Origin of the sequence: Bacillus sp. IBL03825 (assembly GCF_024712505.1) — a bacterium.
GTDB lineage: Bacteria > Bacillota > Bacilli > Bacillales > Bacillaceae_G > Bacillus_A > Bacillus_A wiedmannii.
In genome coordinates this window covers 168,892-184,907 of the sequence record NZ_JAMXKE010000001.1, presented here as the reverse complement: position 1 = coordinate 184,907, position 16,016 = coordinate 168,892, and the positions used below count along the sequence as shown (strand labels likewise).

Annotated in this window: 15 protein-coding genes, 1 pseudogene and 2 riboswitches; of the genes and pseudogenes, 5 read left to right on the top strand and 11 right to left on the bottom strand. The window is 36.4% G+C overall.

The window, feature by feature from the left end:
- Window positions 1-9 precede the first annotated feature (9 nt).
- The 4 genes from NHG49_RS01065 to NHG49_RS01050 are packed head-to-tail and all read right to left on the bottom strand — an operon-like array spanning window position 10 to window position 3,685.
- Window positions 10-783: an ABC transporter ATP-binding protein gene (locus NHG49_RS01065; protein WP_064474404.1), complete on the bottom strand. Its 774-nt coding sequence runs from the start codon at window positions 781-783 to the stop codon at window positions 10-12.
- On the bottom strand, window positions 780-1,790 hold the full coding sequence (locus tag NHG49_RS01060; protein WP_064474405.1) for an ABC transporter ATP-binding protein: 1,011 nt from the start codon (window positions 1,788-1,790) through the stop codon (window positions 780-782). Before NHG49_RS01060 ends, NHG49_RS01065 begins: the two co-directional genes overlap by 4 nt.
- Window positions 1,747-2,751 (bottom strand): ABC transporter permease, encoded by a 1,005-nt coding sequence (locus NHG49_RS01055; RefSeq protein ID WP_064474406.1) that lies wholly within the window; start codon window positions 2,749-2,751, stop codon window positions 1,747-1,749. Before NHG49_RS01055 ends, NHG49_RS01060 begins: the two co-directional genes overlap by 44 nt.
- Window positions 2,752-2,767: 16 nt before the next feature.
- On the bottom strand, window positions 2,768-3,685 hold the full coding sequence (locus tag NHG49_RS01050; RefSeq protein ID WP_064474407.1) for an ABC transporter permease: 918 nt from the start codon (window positions 3,683-3,685) through the stop codon (window positions 2,768-2,770).
- A gap of 128 nt (window positions 3,686-3,813) precedes the next feature.
- Window positions 3,814-3,919: riboswitch (SAM riboswitch) on the bottom strand.
- 171 nt (window positions 3,920-4,090) lie between these two features.
- On the opposite strand from NHG49_RS01050, the pseudogene NHG49_RS01045 reads away from it, so the two are divergent.
- Window positions 4,091-4,300 (top strand): annotated as a pseudogene (locus NHG49_RS01045) (DUF3951 domain-containing protein); the annotation flags it as partial.
- Window positions 4,301-4,322: 22 nt separating this feature from the next.
- Here the strand turns inward: NHG49_RS01045 and NHG49_RS01040 are convergent.
- From NHG49_RS01040 to NHG49_RS01015, 6 genes are all read right to left on the bottom strand, one after another.
- The gene (locus tag NHG49_RS01040; RefSeq protein ID WP_088048218.1) at window positions 4,323-4,826 is read right to left on the bottom strand and encodes a hypothetical protein; all 504 of its coding nucleotides are present in this window, start codon (window positions 4,824-4,826) and stop codon (window positions 4,323-4,325) included.
- Between the two features lie 249 nt (window positions 4,827-5,075).
- Window positions 5,076-6,326, bottom strand: a complete 1,251-nt coding sequence (locus NHG49_RS01035; protein WP_088048217.1) for a multidrug effflux MFS transporter — start codon at window positions 6,324-6,326, stop codon at window positions 5,076-5,078.
- Between the two features lie 127 nt (window positions 6,327-6,453).
- Window positions 6,454-8,172, bottom strand: a complete 1,719-nt coding sequence (locus tag NHG49_RS01030; protein WP_088048216.1) for a DUF3981 domain-containing protein — start codon at window positions 8,170-8,172, stop codon at window positions 6,454-6,456.
- Window positions 8,173-8,250: 78 nt separating this feature from the next.
- Window positions 8,251-8,784, bottom strand: a complete 534-nt coding sequence (locus tag NHG49_RS01025) for an MFS transporter (RefSeq protein WP_000222364.1) — start codon at window positions 8,782-8,784, stop codon at window positions 8,251-8,253.
- The gene (locus tag NHG49_RS01020) at window positions 8,781-10,217 is read right to left on the bottom strand and encodes an FAD-binding oxidoreductase (RefSeq protein WP_141525451.1); all 1,437 of its coding nucleotides are present in this window, start codon (window positions 10,215-10,217) and stop codon (window positions 8,781-8,783) included. Before NHG49_RS01020 ends, NHG49_RS01025 begins: the two co-directional genes overlap by 4 nt.
- A gap of 112 nt (window positions 10,218-10,329) precedes the next feature.
- Window positions 10,330-11,094 carry a hypothetical protein gene (locus tag NHG49_RS01015; RefSeq protein WP_088048214.1) on the bottom strand — a complete coding sequence of 255 codons (765 nt, stop codon included), beginning with the start codon at window positions 11,092-11,094 and terminating at the stop codon, window positions 10,330-10,332.
- A gap of 145 nt (window positions 11,095-11,239) precedes the next feature.
- Here NHG49_RS01015 and NHG49_RS01010 point away from each other — a divergent pair, with 145 nt between their 5' ends.
- The 4 genes from NHG49_RS01010 (at window position 11,240) to NHG49_RS00995 (ending at window position 14,937) form a co-directional block, all read left to right on the top strand.
- On the top strand, window positions 11,240-12,148 hold the full coding sequence (locus NHG49_RS01010; protein ID WP_258125448.1) for an NAD(P)-dependent alcohol dehydrogenase: 909 nt from the start codon (window positions 11,240-11,242) through the stop codon (window positions 12,146-12,148).
- 80 nt (window positions 12,149-12,228) lie between these two features.
- Window positions 12,229-12,343, top strand: a riboswitch (SAM riboswitch).
- An 85-nt stretch (window positions 12,344-12,428) separates the two neighbouring features.
- A complete protein-coding gene (locus NHG49_RS01005; protein WP_088048212.1) occupies window positions 12,429-13,241 on the top strand; it encodes a MetQ/NlpA family ABC transporter substrate-binding protein in 813 nt (270 codons plus the stop codon).
- Window positions 13,242-13,253: 12 nt separating this feature from the next.
- Window positions 13,254-14,294, top strand: a complete 1,041-nt coding sequence (locus NHG49_RS01000; protein WP_222655835.1) for a methionine ABC transporter ATP-binding protein — start codon at window positions 13,254-13,256, stop codon at window positions 14,292-14,294.
- Window positions 14,269-14,937: a methionine ABC transporter permease gene (locus NHG49_RS00995; protein WP_000527133.1), complete on the top strand. Its 669-nt coding sequence runs from the start codon at window positions 14,269-14,271 to the stop codon at window positions 14,935-14,937. Before NHG49_RS01000 ends, NHG49_RS00995 begins: the two co-directional genes overlap by 26 nt.
- 37 nt (window positions 14,938-14,974) lie before the next feature.
- On the opposite strand, the gene NHG49_RS00990 is transcribed toward NHG49_RS00995, so the two are convergent.
- Window positions 14,975-15,751: an SDR family oxidoreductase gene (locus NHG49_RS00990; RefSeq protein ID WP_142289416.1), complete on the bottom strand. Its 777-nt coding sequence runs from the start codon at window positions 15,749-15,751 to the stop codon at window positions 14,975-14,977.
- Between the last annotated feature and the right edge of the window lie 265 nt (window positions 15,752-16,016).

Genomic DNA, 16,016 nt, shown 5'->3' with positions numbered 1-16,016 from the left:
CATTCTCCTTTAACCTGAAATTTTTGGTGTTGATGCTAATAATGTTTTTGTATAAGAATGTTGTGGATTACGGAACACTTCATCCGTATTTCCAAATTCAACAAGTTCTCCTTTATATAAGACAGCCACTTTTTCACATAAGTAGTGAACCATCGGTAAATCATGTGCGATAAATAAATATGTATAGCCTTGTTCCTTTTGAATCTTTTGCAACAAGTGCACAATTTGGATTTGAAGTGAAACATCTAATGCTGAAATTGGTTCATCCAGGATTAATACTTCTGGATCACATAATAACGCCCTTGCAATAGCGATCCGTTGACGTTGTCCCCCGCTAAATTCGTGTGGGTATCGATCAATATATCGTCTATCTAATCCAACACGTTCTAGCGCATCACCTGCTACCTCATCTTTCAATCCTTTATCACCTAAACCGAATGAAATATATCCTTCTGTTACGCTATCGCGTACTTTCCAGCGCGGATTTAATGCAGCTGTTGAATCTTGAAAAATGAATTGTACTTTCTGCAAGAAATCTCGCTTATGAGCTGACTTCAACTTGTGAACAACTTGATCGTTATAATCAATTTCACCAGACGTTGGGCTCTCGATCCCAGCTATGAGCTTACCAAGTGTTGTTTTCCCTGAACCACTTTCTCCAATAATGCCAAGCGTTGTTCCTTTCGGGATAGAAAGTGATATATCTTTTAACGCCGCTATTTCTTTCTTCTTACTTCCATACGTTTTCGTTACTTGCTTTACAGTAATTAAATCTGTCGTCATGAGGCATTCACCTTCTCTTTTGATTTCGCTTGGCCATGCTCTAAAACATGTTGCCAACAATGTGAACTGTGTTCCTCAGAATATGATGTTCTATCAGGGAAACGATGAATGCATTCTTGTATTGCTACTGGGCATCTATTTACAAATGGGCACCCAAAGCTATTTAGCGTTTCAATTGATGGTGTTGTTCCCTCAATGGACCTAAGTACCTTTTCGGAATCATCCATATTTGGAATAGCTTGCAATAAACTTTTCGTATATGGGTGCTTAGGTGAACCTATCACTTCTTGTATCGTCCCTTTTTCAACAACACGTCCCCCGTACATCACAACTACTCGATCTGCTACTTCACGTACAAGTGCCAAATCGTGGGTAATTAATAAAATACTCGTATTTTGTTTTTCTTTTCGCTCTTTTAATAACCCCATAATTTGCTTTTGAATCGTTACATCTAATGCAGTTGTAGGCTCATCTGCAATAACGAGCTTTGGGTGACACGCAAACGCAATTGCTAAACAAATACGTTGCCTCATACCTCCGCTTAATTGATGTGGGTACTGTTCAAAACGTTTCTCTGCTTCATGTATCCCTAAATCATTTAATAAGTTAATCGCAATTTCTTTTGCTTCTCTTTTCGATTTTTTCTCATGTTGCAAGATCACCTCTGTAATTTGCCTTCCTACTTTCATCGTCGGATTTAAAGAGGACAGAGGGTCTTGAAAGATAAACGAAATATCTTTCCCTCGAATTTGATTCCATTCTGATTGTTGTAAATTCGTTAATCCTTGAGATTGGAAAGAAATGCTTCCATCATCGATGTGAATAGATTCTTGATTTAGTCCGACAATGGATTGTGCTGTAACACTTTTTCCTGAACCACTTTCTCCTACAAGTGCAACGATTTCACCTTCGTTAATAGAAAAGGAAACATGCTTCACAATTGCTTGCTTACTATTCTCTTTTTCAACGGCCAATGTTACGTTTTCTAAAGATAAGAGCTGTCCCATGTTTTTTCTCCTTTCGATTCCTTTTTACGATTTTTGGATCAATTGCATCTTGCAAACCATCACCAATTGCATTAAATGCGAACATGATGAGCGCAATCATCAGCGATGGGAAGAAAAGTTGCCACCATTCCCCACTTAATAGTGTCCCGAGCGCATCGTTCGTCATCGTCCCCCAGCTTGCTGCTGGTGATTGTACCCCGAGTCCGATAAAACTTAAAAATGATTCTGAGAAAATAGCTGCGGGAATTGTAAATGATAAATTTACGATAATAATGCCTGTTAAGTTCGGAATGATATGTCCGTATATAATCTTCATATGCGATGTACCTAATCGCTCTGCTGCAATAACAAATTCTCTTTGCTTTAAAGATAAGACTTGTGCCCTAACGAGACGTGCCATACCAATCCACCCTGTTAATGCAAGAGCAATGATAATTGTAAAAAGTCCTGGTTTCATAATGATTAATAGTAAAATAACAATTAATAAATATGGAATACCGTATAATACTTCAATCCCTCGTACAATCCACTCATCAATTAACGTTCCAAGGCGATTACGCCCTCTCACATATCCACTAAATCCCCCAATCAGTACACCAAGTCCTATATCAAGAACGGCTGCTATTAATCCAACTACTAATGAAATTTTCCCACCAGCCCAAGTACGTGCCCAAATATCCCGACCTAAATCATCTGTTCCGAACCAATGCTCACTACTAGGAGGTAAATTTGTCGCCTCTTTTACTTGTTCACTCGCGGTAAAAGGGGTTAAACTTTCACCGATAAGAGAGAAAATAATAATGAGTAATAATGTCACCGCTCCTAGAACTGCGATCGGATTTGATACAAACTTACGAAACACTTCTTTTTTTCGACTAATCGTTTGCTGCTCTTTATTTATCGTTAATTCTTTTTTCTCTTCATTCGTTAATAACTGTTTATTGATTTCATAAGCTCCCATTTAAATGCCCCCCTCCTTACGTAATAGAACGAATACGCGGATCAACAATACGGTGAATAATATCTGTAATGAAAATACAAGAAATTAATAATGCACTATAGAAAATTGTTGTTCCCATAATTACTGGATAATCTCGGTTAAAAATACTATCTACAAAATATTTTCCGAGACCGGGAATCGCAAAGATCTTTTCAATAATGAAAGTTCCCGTTAAAAGCCCAGCCATTAACGGTCCAACAAACGTTAATACTGGAACAATCGCATTTCGAAGGGCATGCCTAATAATAATCTTCTTAATTGGTATACCTTTCGCTCTCGCTAGCTTAATATAATCACTCTGCAAAACTTCAATCATATTAGAGCGAATAAATCTTGTAATAACCGCGATTGGCCCTAATGCTAATGCGAATGACGGTAATACCGTATGTTCAAATGTGCCCCAAGACGCTACTGGTAAAAGTTCAAATTGTATAGCAAATACTTGTATAAATAATGGTGCTAAAATAAAACTTGGAATAGATATGCCGAGAATCGCAAGTAAACTCACACCATAATCAATTACTCTCCCGTGATAGAGAGCGGCAAATGTACCTGCTGCAATTCCGACTAATAGTGAAATAACAAGTGCTTGTAAACCAATAATCGCCGATGGACCAAATCCTGTTGTAATAATTTCTGATACGCCTTGCCCCGTCGATTGAACAGATTCACCAAAATCAAAATGAACTACACCGTCTAAATAAGCAACATATTGATTCCATAGCGGTTCATCAAGGTGATACTTTGCTCTCATGTTCTGCACAACTTCCGCCGGAAAGATCTTTGCATCCGATGAAAATGGATCCCCCGGAATAATGTGCATAATCAAAAATGTTACGGTTGTAATAATCCATAGTGTAAACACCATAACTGATAGTTTTTTAAAAACATACACTCCAATAACCCCCTAAACTCATAAATTTACTTTGTTTTATTAACGTATCTTTCCCATTACTTCTTCTTAAAACACAAAAAGCCTTGATCTTAAAAAATAAGATCAAGGCTTAATAAACGAAGGCCCATCACTTATCTTTCAAGACTTGCTTGCTGGAATTAGCACGGTGTTCCTGTTACAGAACCCGCTGCTGAGGTGTCATAGGGCCAGTCCCTCTACCTCTCTGGATAAGTAAATTGCTATATTATTATTTGGTTCAAATTGTATATTTTGAATTATAATTCTGAAAAAATGAAAAGTCAATCAAATTGGATATATTTAGAAAAATAAGTTTTCTACGATATTAGTTATTGAAATTACAATCTTTCGCTTATAATAAAAAAAGTGTATTAAAGGAGTTATAAAATGGATCCCTTACTTCTTGCTACTATAGGATTACCATTAAAAATCGTAATACTTGTCATCATCGGCTTCTATAATCTCTTTATTAAAAAGAAACGTATCACTTCTTTTTATACTCCATTCGATAATATTACCGGACAAACAATCTCTGAATTTCACGAAGAACAGAAGGTATTAGTATCCGAGGATGAAGACGGAGATGGTAAGAAAAAAATAACCTTGCGCGTACGCAAGGTTATTTTTTCGTTTCTGCTTGAAAACGTTTATAGTATGTTGATGCTGTTGCAAAGTTAATTTCTATATCACGAATCAATGATGAGTCTTCTTCTTTAGCTAACTTCTGTAATTTTTTCATTGCTTGTTCCGATTCATTCAAGAAACCAACATATACCTCATGCTCTTGCTCTTTCGACTTCGGTACACGAATTTCTTTACGCATATGATCAATATCTTCTAACATGCCTGTTGTTACCGTTTGTACGTCTTCCTTATATTTAGCATTCGTTATTTCCTTACCGCCCTTTTCTTTTGCCACTTCAAACAACTGTAACGCTTTATTAATTTCTTTGTTCATCTTCACATCGTACTTTTCATGTACTTCGCGATATGTTTTCATCTCTTCTGTTTGCTCAGTAGATTGCTCTACCTTTTCTTTCGGTTCTTTCGCTTCTTTATTCCCATTACATCCTGCTAGAAGGAGCATACTTCCCATTACAGCAATACCCAAAACCTTCTTCATCTCTTCTTCTCCTTTTATCTACAGCTACTACTCATTATAGTTTCTTTTATCTCCACTTGTTATTATACCGAGAACATCCTACTTTTTACACTTAAGACGCTACCTTAATATACATGCCTACATTTTTGTCACAGTATCGTCACTTTATGCAAATAACTTTTGCATCACCTTACAAAGCTGTATGAGTTATTTCAAAGAAATGAAAAAAGAGCTGATTCAAATATTTTTGAATCAGCTCTTTTTTATAATTTAAGCTTCTAAATTTTGTCTTTGTTGCAATTCAAACTGCTTTTCACTTCTTCTGGCCATAAATAGATAACATAATACAGCACCAATTTCACAAAGAGCTATCACAACCCCCATCGGTAATGCGGTATTGCTTCCGCCAATACCTACTAATGGTGCAACAAGTGCTCCTGAAATGAACTGTAATAAACCTAATAAAGCCGATGCCGTTCCTGCAGCTTGTTTCTGATTTCTCATCGCTAACGAGAACCCAGTTGTTGAGACAACCCCAACACTTGATACAACAAGGAATAATGAACATAAAACACCAATTAAACCTATTCCTAGTACGATTGTCAGTAATAAAGATAGGCCACCAACAGCTGCGATAATAATACCAGCAACAAATAGTGTCTTCTCATTCACTTTCCCTGCTAAACGACCCGTTACCTGACTAGCAATAATAATACCGATACCGTTAATCGCAAAGAATAAACTAAATTGCTGTGGTGATGCTCCGTATATGTTCTGCAACACAAATGGTGAGCCCGAAATGTAAGCAAACATTGCCGCCGTTACTAGCCCTTGTGACAATGCATATCCCATAAACAGACGATCCTTTAACAGTTTTCCGTACGTCGCCAACGTCCCTGACAATCCACCTGTTTCTCTCTCTTCAGGAGGTAATGTTTCACGTAATACGAAAGTAGCTGATATTAACATGAATACACTAATTGCTCCAAGAACGATGAAGACACCGCGCCATGTTGTGAACTGTAGTAATTGTCCCCCAATAATCGGTGCCAAAATAGGCGCTGCTCCGTTTACTAACATGAGCAATGAGAAAAACTTTGTCATTTCAGAACCTGAATACATGTCACGTACCATTGCACGTGATATAACAATCCCGGCCGATCCTGAAGCCCCTTGTAAGAAGCGCAATAACACTAAACTCCAAATAGATGGTGCAATAGCACAAAGTAAAGAAGAAGCAACATAAATAAAAAGAGCGATAATAAGAGGTTTGCGCCTTCCGTAAATGTCACTAATCGAACCAACAAATAATTGTCCTACTGAAAGCCCAAGCAAACAAGCTGTCAATGTAAGCTGTGCAAGAGATGCGCCTGTTTGTAAATCATCCGTTAATTTTGGTAAAGAAGGCAAATACATATCAATAGATAATGGCCCAATCGCCGTAAGTGTCCCTAATACAAGAATCATCCATAACCTATTTGTCTTTACAGGTTTATATATTTCGTGATTAACTCCATTCACTTCTTCCGTTCACCCTTTCCGGTAAATACTAAATCGTAACAATTATAGTTACAACATAAACATACGTCAAGTATAGTGCATTTTCCTGTTTCATACCGTAAAAAAAAGCGATAGAATTTCTATCGCTTTACTTTTTTAAATTGCTATTTGTAAATTTAGATACGGAAGACATTGCCTCTCCTGTATCTAAATATGTGATTTGAATTGGATCTCCCACTTCTGTAAACATAGCATATGGGAATTTCTTCACCGGTATCATAAATACTTTTTGTTCATTCTCTAACAGTACATACACAATTGTATTTTCACCTGATTTTTCTTTATATACACGTTGTACAACGCCTTCTTTTTGTGCTTCTTTACCATTTGAAGTCGGTCTAAATGAATCTCCACTTCCACTCAGTGCATTTTTATAATTCTCAAGCGCTTCTTTTTGCGTCGAACCTGTTGCAAATATTTTCGCATTAGAAGCATAGATAACTGTATGAGCACGTACCAATCCCCCGTCATCAATAACAGGTACAATCCAAGAAGGTTTACCGTATACGTTATAAATAACCGGCATCGTTCCATGCCATTTCTCTCTCTTAAAGGAATTATCCACTACTTCCGAAGCAGCTGAACCATCCATAATCCCCTTCACTTCTTTTCCGTTATAGTAATACAACTTACCTGTACGCGCATCGATAAGCGAGTAACCTAACGCAGAATCTACTCCCTCTTTCGGAGAGGTGAAATCAGTAAAGTAATATAACGTTCCATCCTTACCGAAGATTGGTGTAACTCCTTCTTTCGTTCCCCACTCAGTCGGAATCTTCATATCCGTTTGCGAGAATTTCGTATTCCAAAATCCGTGAATATATTTACCGAAGTACGTATTTAATGTAGATGCGGTCTCGTGATTTAATACACCATCAACAAATTTAGGCGCTTTACCTTTATCATATCTTTTCACTTCACCTGTTTGTGCATCTACTACTACAACGCCCTCTACCTCAAATCCAGATCTTCCTGAAATAAATTCACCATATGTCATTGTATAATACGGTTTCCCTTTATCATCAACTTCGAATTTAGGTTTCCCTTTAAAAATCAAATCCGGTTCTGCTTTTCGAACGACACGTTCTAATTTATTACCAAAAAACATGCTCGGCACATATTTCATTTTATAACCAAGATGCAGTTTCGCTTCCGCATCAGGATTCGTACCTGACATCGTTACGTACCCTGGAATTGTCTCAGCTTTACGTGCTTTAAAAAAGCCTGAAACTTCAATCGGTGCTACATATAAAGCCTCACCATTTACCATTTGTGGCGTTAATTCCCCTAGCTCAAAATAAGCTACTTTCGGAATATCCCCAAATACTTTTTTCATTTTATTCTCCGCTGTCTTTGGCGGCACTGTAAATGGTTGATCATTTTCAGTAAACGGCTCTGAAATATCTTTCTCGATCTTCACAACAGAATCATATTTTTTTTGCGTGATTACTAGATCGTGCAAATAACCAAAATAGCCGTAACTTGCGAGTAAAACAAACATTAGAAGTCCCTTTAACGTACCTTCTAATTTCCCTATTTGATTTTGTGAAAATAAAACAAGCCCAATTAAAACTGCTACCGCAACGGCATAATGAGTAAGAATCGAATCTGCTCGATCATCGATTAGCCAAAGATATTCGTAGATTGCAATACCTATCCAAAATAATACAGGAATAACTAAAATGGATGATTTCTTACCCTTTACAACCTTCTCATCCCCCTTCTTATCCACTGCTCGAAGTTTACTACCGCTTCTTGTCCATGGAATCAAAAACAAAGTGAGAATAGCTAAAATTAAAAATTTCATCAAAGGCAATGTCCCCTTTTCTTTTATTTTCCCTTTTAGTATAACAAATAAAGGGTATTCAGGTAAAAATGGGGATGATTATATTTTTTTACTACTTAATACAATCCCACTCACTACATATAAGATAGATGCAATATAAAAAATGGTACCAATCGTAAAGAAATCTACTAAATATCCCGTTGCAATAATTGCTACTGCTCCTCCAATCGATGTCCACACATGATATTTTCCAATCTCATAACCAGCATTTTCTTGCACAACCTTTCGTGCTAACGACGTCTTCTCAGTATTACGCTGCACAGCACCTAAAACTCCCATTACAATTTGAAGAATATAAACATGCCAGACTTCCGTGGCAATCGGGAAACAAAGCATTAATATTGCCATGGACCAAGCATATATAATTAATAATTTTTGATCGCCTACTCGATCAGACATCTTTCCTACTAATGGATATACAAGTGCTGAAGTTAAAGCAAATAAGCCATACGCCCAGCCAAACTGCGAGAAGCTATTCCCAACATTCCGAAGCAATAGAATGTAAAAGGGAAATACCATACTTCCCGCCATCATAATTATGCTTTGTGACGCTACAAATCTTCTATATGTCATTTCGTATACTCCCTATAAAATAAATTCACAAATCTCTCTTTTGGATCCGCTTCTTTTTTCTTCTGAAGAAATTCTTCGATACGAGGATATGCCCTCTTTAACTGCGCCTTCGTTGGATACGAATAGTAAGGTAAATAATAACTACCATTATGTTTTAAAGTAACATCAATCATTTTCTGAATGACATCTTCTGTTTTCTTTATTTCACCCTCTGAGCGTCCCTGGTTAATTAAAAGAACCAGCGCAAACATATCATCTTTCGCATAGGATAAAACTGCATTTTCATTCTTTTCCACATAACGAATCGTAATATTGAGCAAATTAAACTCTTCTTCATTTAATACGTTACGTAAATCATCTATGTATTCCGTGAAGAAATCTATAGGCACAAAGTATTCTTGTAACACTTCTGTTCGATTCGGATTTTCATATTCCATAAAGGCACTATCTGACCTCATAACATTATTTCGCGTCTCATACGTTCCATCTGTACGTTCAAAATAACTTCTTTGTATATCCCAAAATGTATTCTTTCCCCAATCGCTATAACGAGATAATCCGAGTAAAAATTTCGGTGCAGCTATAATAGTTTCCTCTTTTAATTCACTGTACTCTTCCCTCATATTTTGATTTTTCGCCAATGTATAATCTGTCACATACATTTCTTTTAAAAATGAATTGGGGGCAACAGAAATACGGGCTAAGTGCATACGAACATTTTCATCTCTTTTCACTTTATCTTTGAAATAAGATGTGTATTCTTTATAATCTATCATTCTCGTATGCATTTCATATAATTCATCATCAGTTAACTTTAATGTCACATCTAAAATGACACCGAATAACCCGTAACCACCTATGACATATGGAAATAACTCTGCATTTTCTTCTCTACTTACATTACGCACCGTACCATCTACCATTAACAATCTAAACGACTCTACTGTATCAATCAATGCTTCATGACGAATATCACGCCCATGTACATTTACACTTAATGAACCACCAACAGTAAAAATGTTTTGAGATTGCATTACTTGAACCGCAAGGCCATATGGATTGATTTTCTTTTGAATGTCATTCCATGTGACGCCACTTTGCACCCTAATCCTCTTCTTCTCCGGATCAAATTCTAATATTTTATTATACCCCTTCATATCAAGCATCGTGCCGTTCGGATAATACGTCTGTCCTCCTTGGCTATGTTGCATACCTGCAATGGAAATTTTCTCTCCAGAAGTATTTGCATCTTTCACTACCTGTTTTAATGAACGTTCATCCTCAGCATTTTCAACACGTTTAATTTTCGTTGGAAGCAACTTTCCTACATCGCTCATAATGGGGTGATTTAGTTGCTCCTTGTATGTATATATAGAAGTCGCAAGTAATACCGTATATGCTACAACGACAACTACTATCTTTCTTTTTTTCAAATGGCACTCTCCTCTTCTATAATTCTTCCTCTTCATATTGTACCTATTTTCCTAAGAAGAAAGTATAAAAAAGAGAGGGCACCTTATTTTAGGTCCCCCCTCATCAAAACTGTTACTTTGCTGCCGGCAATTGTATTGGGTCAAACTTTTCGTACGACGTATATTTTGCGTTCGTAATAATGTGTGCTTTATCCTTGCCGTTACTACTCATAATCATGTCTATCTTTGCTGATTCATATTTAAAATCTTTTGTAATGATATATTCTGCATCCACTTCTTCTATCTTCGCATTTTGTGCTTGTAACATTTTCTTCTGCGTTTCATCCATGCTAGTTAACATACTTTCTGTTTCTTGCCCTTTTAATGTAAATTTCAGTTTATATTTATCTCCGCTTTTCTCCATCTTCATTTTATCTAAAACTACTGCTGGTACTTCTAAATTATCTATAATATCTTGAGTCGCCTTCATTCCACCAGCGTTTAACTGCTCCTCTGGTACGGTTATAACTTCTCCTGTATTAGGGTTTTTCACCTCACCAGCAACTTTGCCGTCCACAGTATACACTACAACATCTGTACCAGAAATATTCATTTCAGAACGAGAATTCTTTGTCTTTGGCTCTAATTGCATCTTAGCCTTTAATATATCCATCTCTGTTCCTTCAGCCTTTATCGCTACATCATATGTCATCGTTACATGTTCTTCATTTTTAAAAGCGTCATTTGTTTTCTTGAAAACATCCTTCGCTGCTAATTCTTTTTCTTTTTGCATGGCTTCTTTTTTCGGTTCATCAGTCTTTGTTGTTTTCTCATTACTACACCCTACCCCTAGACTGATTGCAAGCACTAAACTTGAAATAAAAATAGTTTTTTTCATAATGTCGCCCCCTTTCCAAAAATGATATCACCTCTTTTCCTATGAAATCTATATAATTTTTAATCTTTATTCGCTATATAGCGACATGTTTAATGAAGATTTTAAATATGATGTAAATAACAACAACTCATTTCAGGAGGTTATTATGAAGGCAATCATTTGCACACAGTATGGACCACCTAACGTTCTTCAGCTTCAAAATATAGAGAAACCTACACCTAAAAAGAACGAAGTATTAATTAAAATTCACGCAACAAGTGTAACGACTGGAGATTGTAGAATACGTGGATTTAATAGCCCCCTCTTATTTTGGATTCCTATGCGGATCATATTAGGTTTCAGAAAACCAAGAAAACCTATACTCGGCATAGAGTTATCCGGTGAAATCGAAGAAATAGGAACAGATGTAACTCAATTTAAAATAGGAGATCCAATTTTTGCATTAACAGAACTAAACCTTGGTGGTTATGCCGAGTACACATGCGTACATGAAAGTGCATTAATAACATTAAAACCTACCAATGTGACGTATGAAGAAGCGGCCGTTATTCCTTTTGGTGGAACTTCAGCATTACATTTCCTGAGAAAGGGCCGTATAAAAAAAGGGCAACAAGTGCTCATATATGGTGCCTCCGGATCAGTAGGAACAGCTGCTGTACAACTTGCTAAATATTTCGGCGCGACCGTTACGGCTGTTTGTAGTAATTCAAATTTTGAACTCGTCCAATCTTTAGGAGCTGATAAAGTAATTGATTATACGAAAGAAGATTTTACTAAGCGGGGCGAGCGCTACGATATTATATTTGATGCAGTTGGGAAATATAAAAAATCCCTTTGTACAAATACATTAACACCCAATGGAAAATATGTATCTGTTAATGGAATGATGGCAAAGGTAAGTAAAGACGATATGATTCTATTAAAAAAACTAGTCGAAACGGAAAAACTAAAACCCGTTATTGATAGAACTTATCGATTAGAAGAAATTGCTGAAGCTCATATGTATGTGGAAAAGGGACATAAAAAAGGGAATGTTTCGATTGCCTTAAAATAAAATATATTCAGAAAATAACATTGACAATTCTTTTTGTAAGATTTACTATTAGTACCATATTAAAAAACTACATACACATACTCTTATCAAGAGTGGCGGAGGGACTGGCCCGATGATGCCCGGCAACCGAGCTTATGACGTATAAGCTAAGGTGCTAATTCCTGCAAAACGAGTTTTCGTTTTGGCAGATAAGAGAGGAACCTATTTTGTCTATTCGGCACCTCTCTTATTTTTGAGAGGTGCTTTTTATTTTGGAACGTATATGAAGGGGGAATTATAGATGAAAAAAATATTATTAAGCATTGTAAGTGGAGCGGTATTATTGTTAGGTGCATGTGGAGCTAATTCTGATAAAGAGGTAAAAGCATTAGATGAGAAAAAGATTACTGTCGGCGTAACAGGCGGACCGCATGAACAAATTTTTGAAAAGGTAAAAGAAGTGGCAGCGAAAGACGGTCTCGAAATTGATGTAAAAGTATTTAATGATTATGTAGCACCAAACGTATCCCTAGATGAAAAAAGTCTTGATGTAAATAGCTATCAAACGAAATCTTATTTAGACGTATTTAAAGCTGAACGTAATATGAAATTAACTGAAGTATTTTCAACAGTAACATTCCCTATGGGCGTATACTCTAAAGACATAAAAGATGTAAAAGATTTAAAAGAGGGCGACGCAATCGCTGTACCAAATGATCCAACGAATGAACTTCGAGCTTTAAAACTATTTGAAAAAGCAGGAGTTTTAAAAGTGGATCCAAAGGCTACAGAAAAAGCGACTGCGAAAGATGTAATTGAAAACCCAAAGAAATTAAAGATCGTTGAATTAGAGGCATCTCAATTACCGACACAACTAAGTGAAGTGAAAGCAGCTGCAATTAATACAAACTTTGCATTAGGTGCAAAATTAAGCCCTGCGAAAGATTCTATTTTCCGTGAAGGAAAAGATTCACCATATGTAAACTGGGTCGTTGTTCGTACTGAAAATAAAGATGATGCTGTTGTAAATAAATTAAAGAAAGCTTATCAATCTAAAGAAGTAAAAGAATTTATCGAGAAAAAATTTGATGGTTCTGTTTTGCCGTCTTGGTAGGAGCTGACGATAATGATTGAATTAAAAAATATATCCAAAATATTTACAACAAAAAAAGGGAATGTAGAAGCTCTTAAACCTACTTCCCTTCAAGTAAAAAAGGGTGAAGTATTTGGAATCATTGGATATAGTGGTGCTGGTAAAAGTACATTAATTCGATGTGTAAATTTATTAGAAAAACCAACGACAGGAAATATCATTGTAAACGACAAAGACTTAACAACTTTATCAGCAAAAGAAATCGCAAAAGCGAGACAAAAAATCGGAATGATTTTTCAAGGGTTCAACTTACTTAAAACCGTGACAGTTTATGAAAATATCGCATTACCTTTACGCCTTGCTGGCATTCCAAAAGTAGAAATTGAAAAAAGAGTAGAAAAGTATTTACGTATTGTCGATCTTTTCAATCGAAAAGATGCCTACCCGAGTGAACTTTCTGGCGGCCAGAAACAACGTGTAGCAATCGCTCGTGCACTATCACATGAACCGGAAGTGTTATTAAGCGACGAAGCAACGAGTGCTTTAGACCCAGAAACAACTGAATCTATTCTTGATTTGTTATTAAAGATTAATGAAGAAATTGGGATCACAATTTTATTAATTACACATGAAATGAATGTTATCCAGCGTATATGTGACCGAGTTGCTGTTATGGAACATGGAACAGTAGTCGAAAGCGGGACTGTGAAGGATATCTTCACAAACCCACAACATGCAACAACGAAGAAATTCGTAAACAGCGCCTTTGCAGCTAAAATTCCAGAAGAAGTACAAAAAGAACTTCAAAGAACCGGGGAAATCGTAACACTTTCATTTATAGGAACTTCTTCTGGCGAACCAGCGTTAGCTATCGCTACAAAACGTTTTCAAGTGTATCCAAATATTCTATCCGGTAATATTACACAGTTAAAACATGAAGCATATGGGAAACTAGTCATTCATATGCAAGGGGAAAAAAATGAAGTAGACCGCGCTTTAGCATTCTTACAAGAGCAAGGGATCATTGTAGAAGGAGGTAGAACAGGCTATGGGAAACAAGTCCTTTTTGGATGAATGGGGTAAAGTCATATGGGAAGCAACCATTCAAACATTTCAAATGACATCTATTTCACTATTCATCTCTATCCTTATTGCATTACCACTTGGCGTCACACTTGTTTTAACAAGACCTGGTGGACAGCACGAAAATAAAATCATTTATCCTATTCTTAATACCATTATTAATATCATTCGCTCTCTTCCATTTATCATTCTATTATTCTTCATTTTACCTTTTACAAAGTTTCTAATGGGAACATCCATTGGTGTGCAAGGTGTTATCGTACCACTTGTCGTATTCACAGCTCCTTATATTGCACGATTAATGGAGACAGCTTTACTAGAAGTAGATCGTGGTGTTATTGAAGCTTACCAAGCGATGGGCATCTCTACTATAAAAATCATTTGGCACGTTATGGTGAAAGAAGCTCGTCCCTCCCTTATACTTGGATTAACAATCGCAACAATCGGCTTAATTGGTGCAACAGCAATGGCTGGACTTGTAGGTGCTGGCGGTCTTGGTGATTTAGCATATCGATTCGGACATTTACGCTACGAACCTGAAGTAATGTATGCAACCGTCTTTATTTTAATTATCCTCGTTCAAGGACTACAGTCTTTAGGAAATGGTGTTGCACGAAGATTGAAGAAAGATTAAAAAATAAGGTATCTCACCAGGGTGAGATACCTTATTTTTATCTTTTAAATCCACCTTCAGAATGAATGACTTGTCCAGTAATCCATTCTGCTTCTTCACTTACTAAAAATGTAATGAGTCTTGCTGCATCCCTTGGCTCACCAATTCTACCAAAAGGAAACATCGGCTTTAATCCTTGCTTTATCTCTTCAGTCATCCATCCTGTACTAGTTGGACCTGGGTTAATTGCATTCACTGTTATTCCTAAATGAGCTACCTCAGCTGACAACGTACTAGTAAGAGCATCAATAGCTCCCTTCGTTGTTGCATACGCTAGTTCTCCTGCCATAGGTCCTTTAAATTGTCCCGATGTCATATTAACAATTCTACCACCAGATTTCTTATCAAACCCTTGGGCAAATTGACTACTTAACAATGTAGTCGCACGGACATTTACCATGTAGTGCTTATCTAGTTCTTCAGCAGTCAAATTAGAGAAGTCATTATTTGTAGAATACGCTGCATTATTAATTAATATATGAGGGTAGCCTAGTTGTTTAGTAACTTTATTTATAAGCTCTTTCGGTGCATCATTCTGAGTTAAATCTAACTCCATACTCAATACTTTAACACCGCTTTCTAGTAACTCTTCTTTTAATTGTGTTTGTTCACTTTGATCAACGCCCCAAGGCATCTCTTGATCGTACGCTGTCCAATACGTAAAAAATATATCGTATCCTGCTCCAGCTAATTCTTTACAAACTGCTGCGCCTATACCATCTAGACGACTTACACCTGTAACAACTGCTATTTTATTTTTTAATTGATTCATCATATACTCCTCCAATTTTAAAGGACGCATACTTTATATAAGAGATATGAATTTCCCTACACATTATCCTTACAAAAGGGATATACAAGCCAAATATGCAGTCCTTGAATGATTTACAGATAACTAAATAAACCCTCACTTATGAGAGAAAAATTTATCTATCTAGTTTCTAATCATTACAAGCTCATCCACATATTAAGTCCTTGTCCCCTTTCCATATATCTCTATTTCTATCATACCAATATGATGTAATATTTCAAATGATAAA

Bases quoted from the DNA above. Each gene is read 5' to 3' on its own strand.
- NHG49_RS01025 (WP_000222364.1), bottom strand. From the start codon at position 8,784: ATGACATATAGAAGATTTGTAGCGTCACAAAGCATAATTATGATGGCG.
- NHG49_RS01040 (WP_088048218.1), bottom strand. From the start codon at position 4,826: ATGAAGAAGGTTTTGGGTATTGCTGTAATGGGAAGTATGCTCCTTCTA.
- NHG49_RS01030 (WP_088048216.1), bottom strand. From the start codon at position 8,172: ATGAAATTTTTAATTTTAGCTATTCTCACTTTGTTTTTGATTCCATGG.
- NHG49_RS01055 (WP_064474406.1), bottom strand. From the start codon at position 2,751: ATGGGAGCTTATGAAATCAATAAACAGTTATTAACGAATGAAGAGAAA.
- NHG49_RS00995 (WP_000527133.1), top strand. From the start codon at position 14,269: ATGGGAAACAAGTCCTTTTTGGATGAATGGGGTAAAGTCATATGGGAA.
- NHG49_RS01065 (WP_064474404.1), bottom strand. From the start codon at position 783: ATGACGACAGATTTAATTACTGTAAAGCAAGTAACGAAAACGTATGGA.
- NHG49_RS01000 (WP_222655835.1), top strand. From the start codon at position 13,254: ATGATTGAATTAAAAAATATATCCAAAATATTTACAACAAAAAAAGGG.
- NHG49_RS01010 (WP_258125448.1), top strand. From the start codon at position 11,240: ATGAAGGCAATCATTTGCACACAGTATGGACCACCTAACGTTCTTCAG.
- NHG49_RS01060 (WP_064474405.1), bottom strand. From the start codon at position 1,790: ATGGGACAGCTCTTATCTTTAGAAAACGTAACATTGGCCGTTGAAAAA.
- NHG49_RS01015 (WP_088048214.1), bottom strand. From the start codon at position 11,094: ATGAAAAAAACTATTTTTATTTCAAGTTTAGTGCTTGCAATCAGTCTA.
- NHG49_RS01005 (WP_088048212.1), top strand. From the start codon at position 12,429: ATGAAAAAAATATTATTAAGCATTGTAAGTGGAGCGGTATTATTGTTA.
- NHG49_RS00990 (WP_142289416.1), bottom strand. From the start codon at position 15,751: ATGATGAATCAATTAAAAAATAAAATAGCAGTTGTTACAGGTGTAAGT.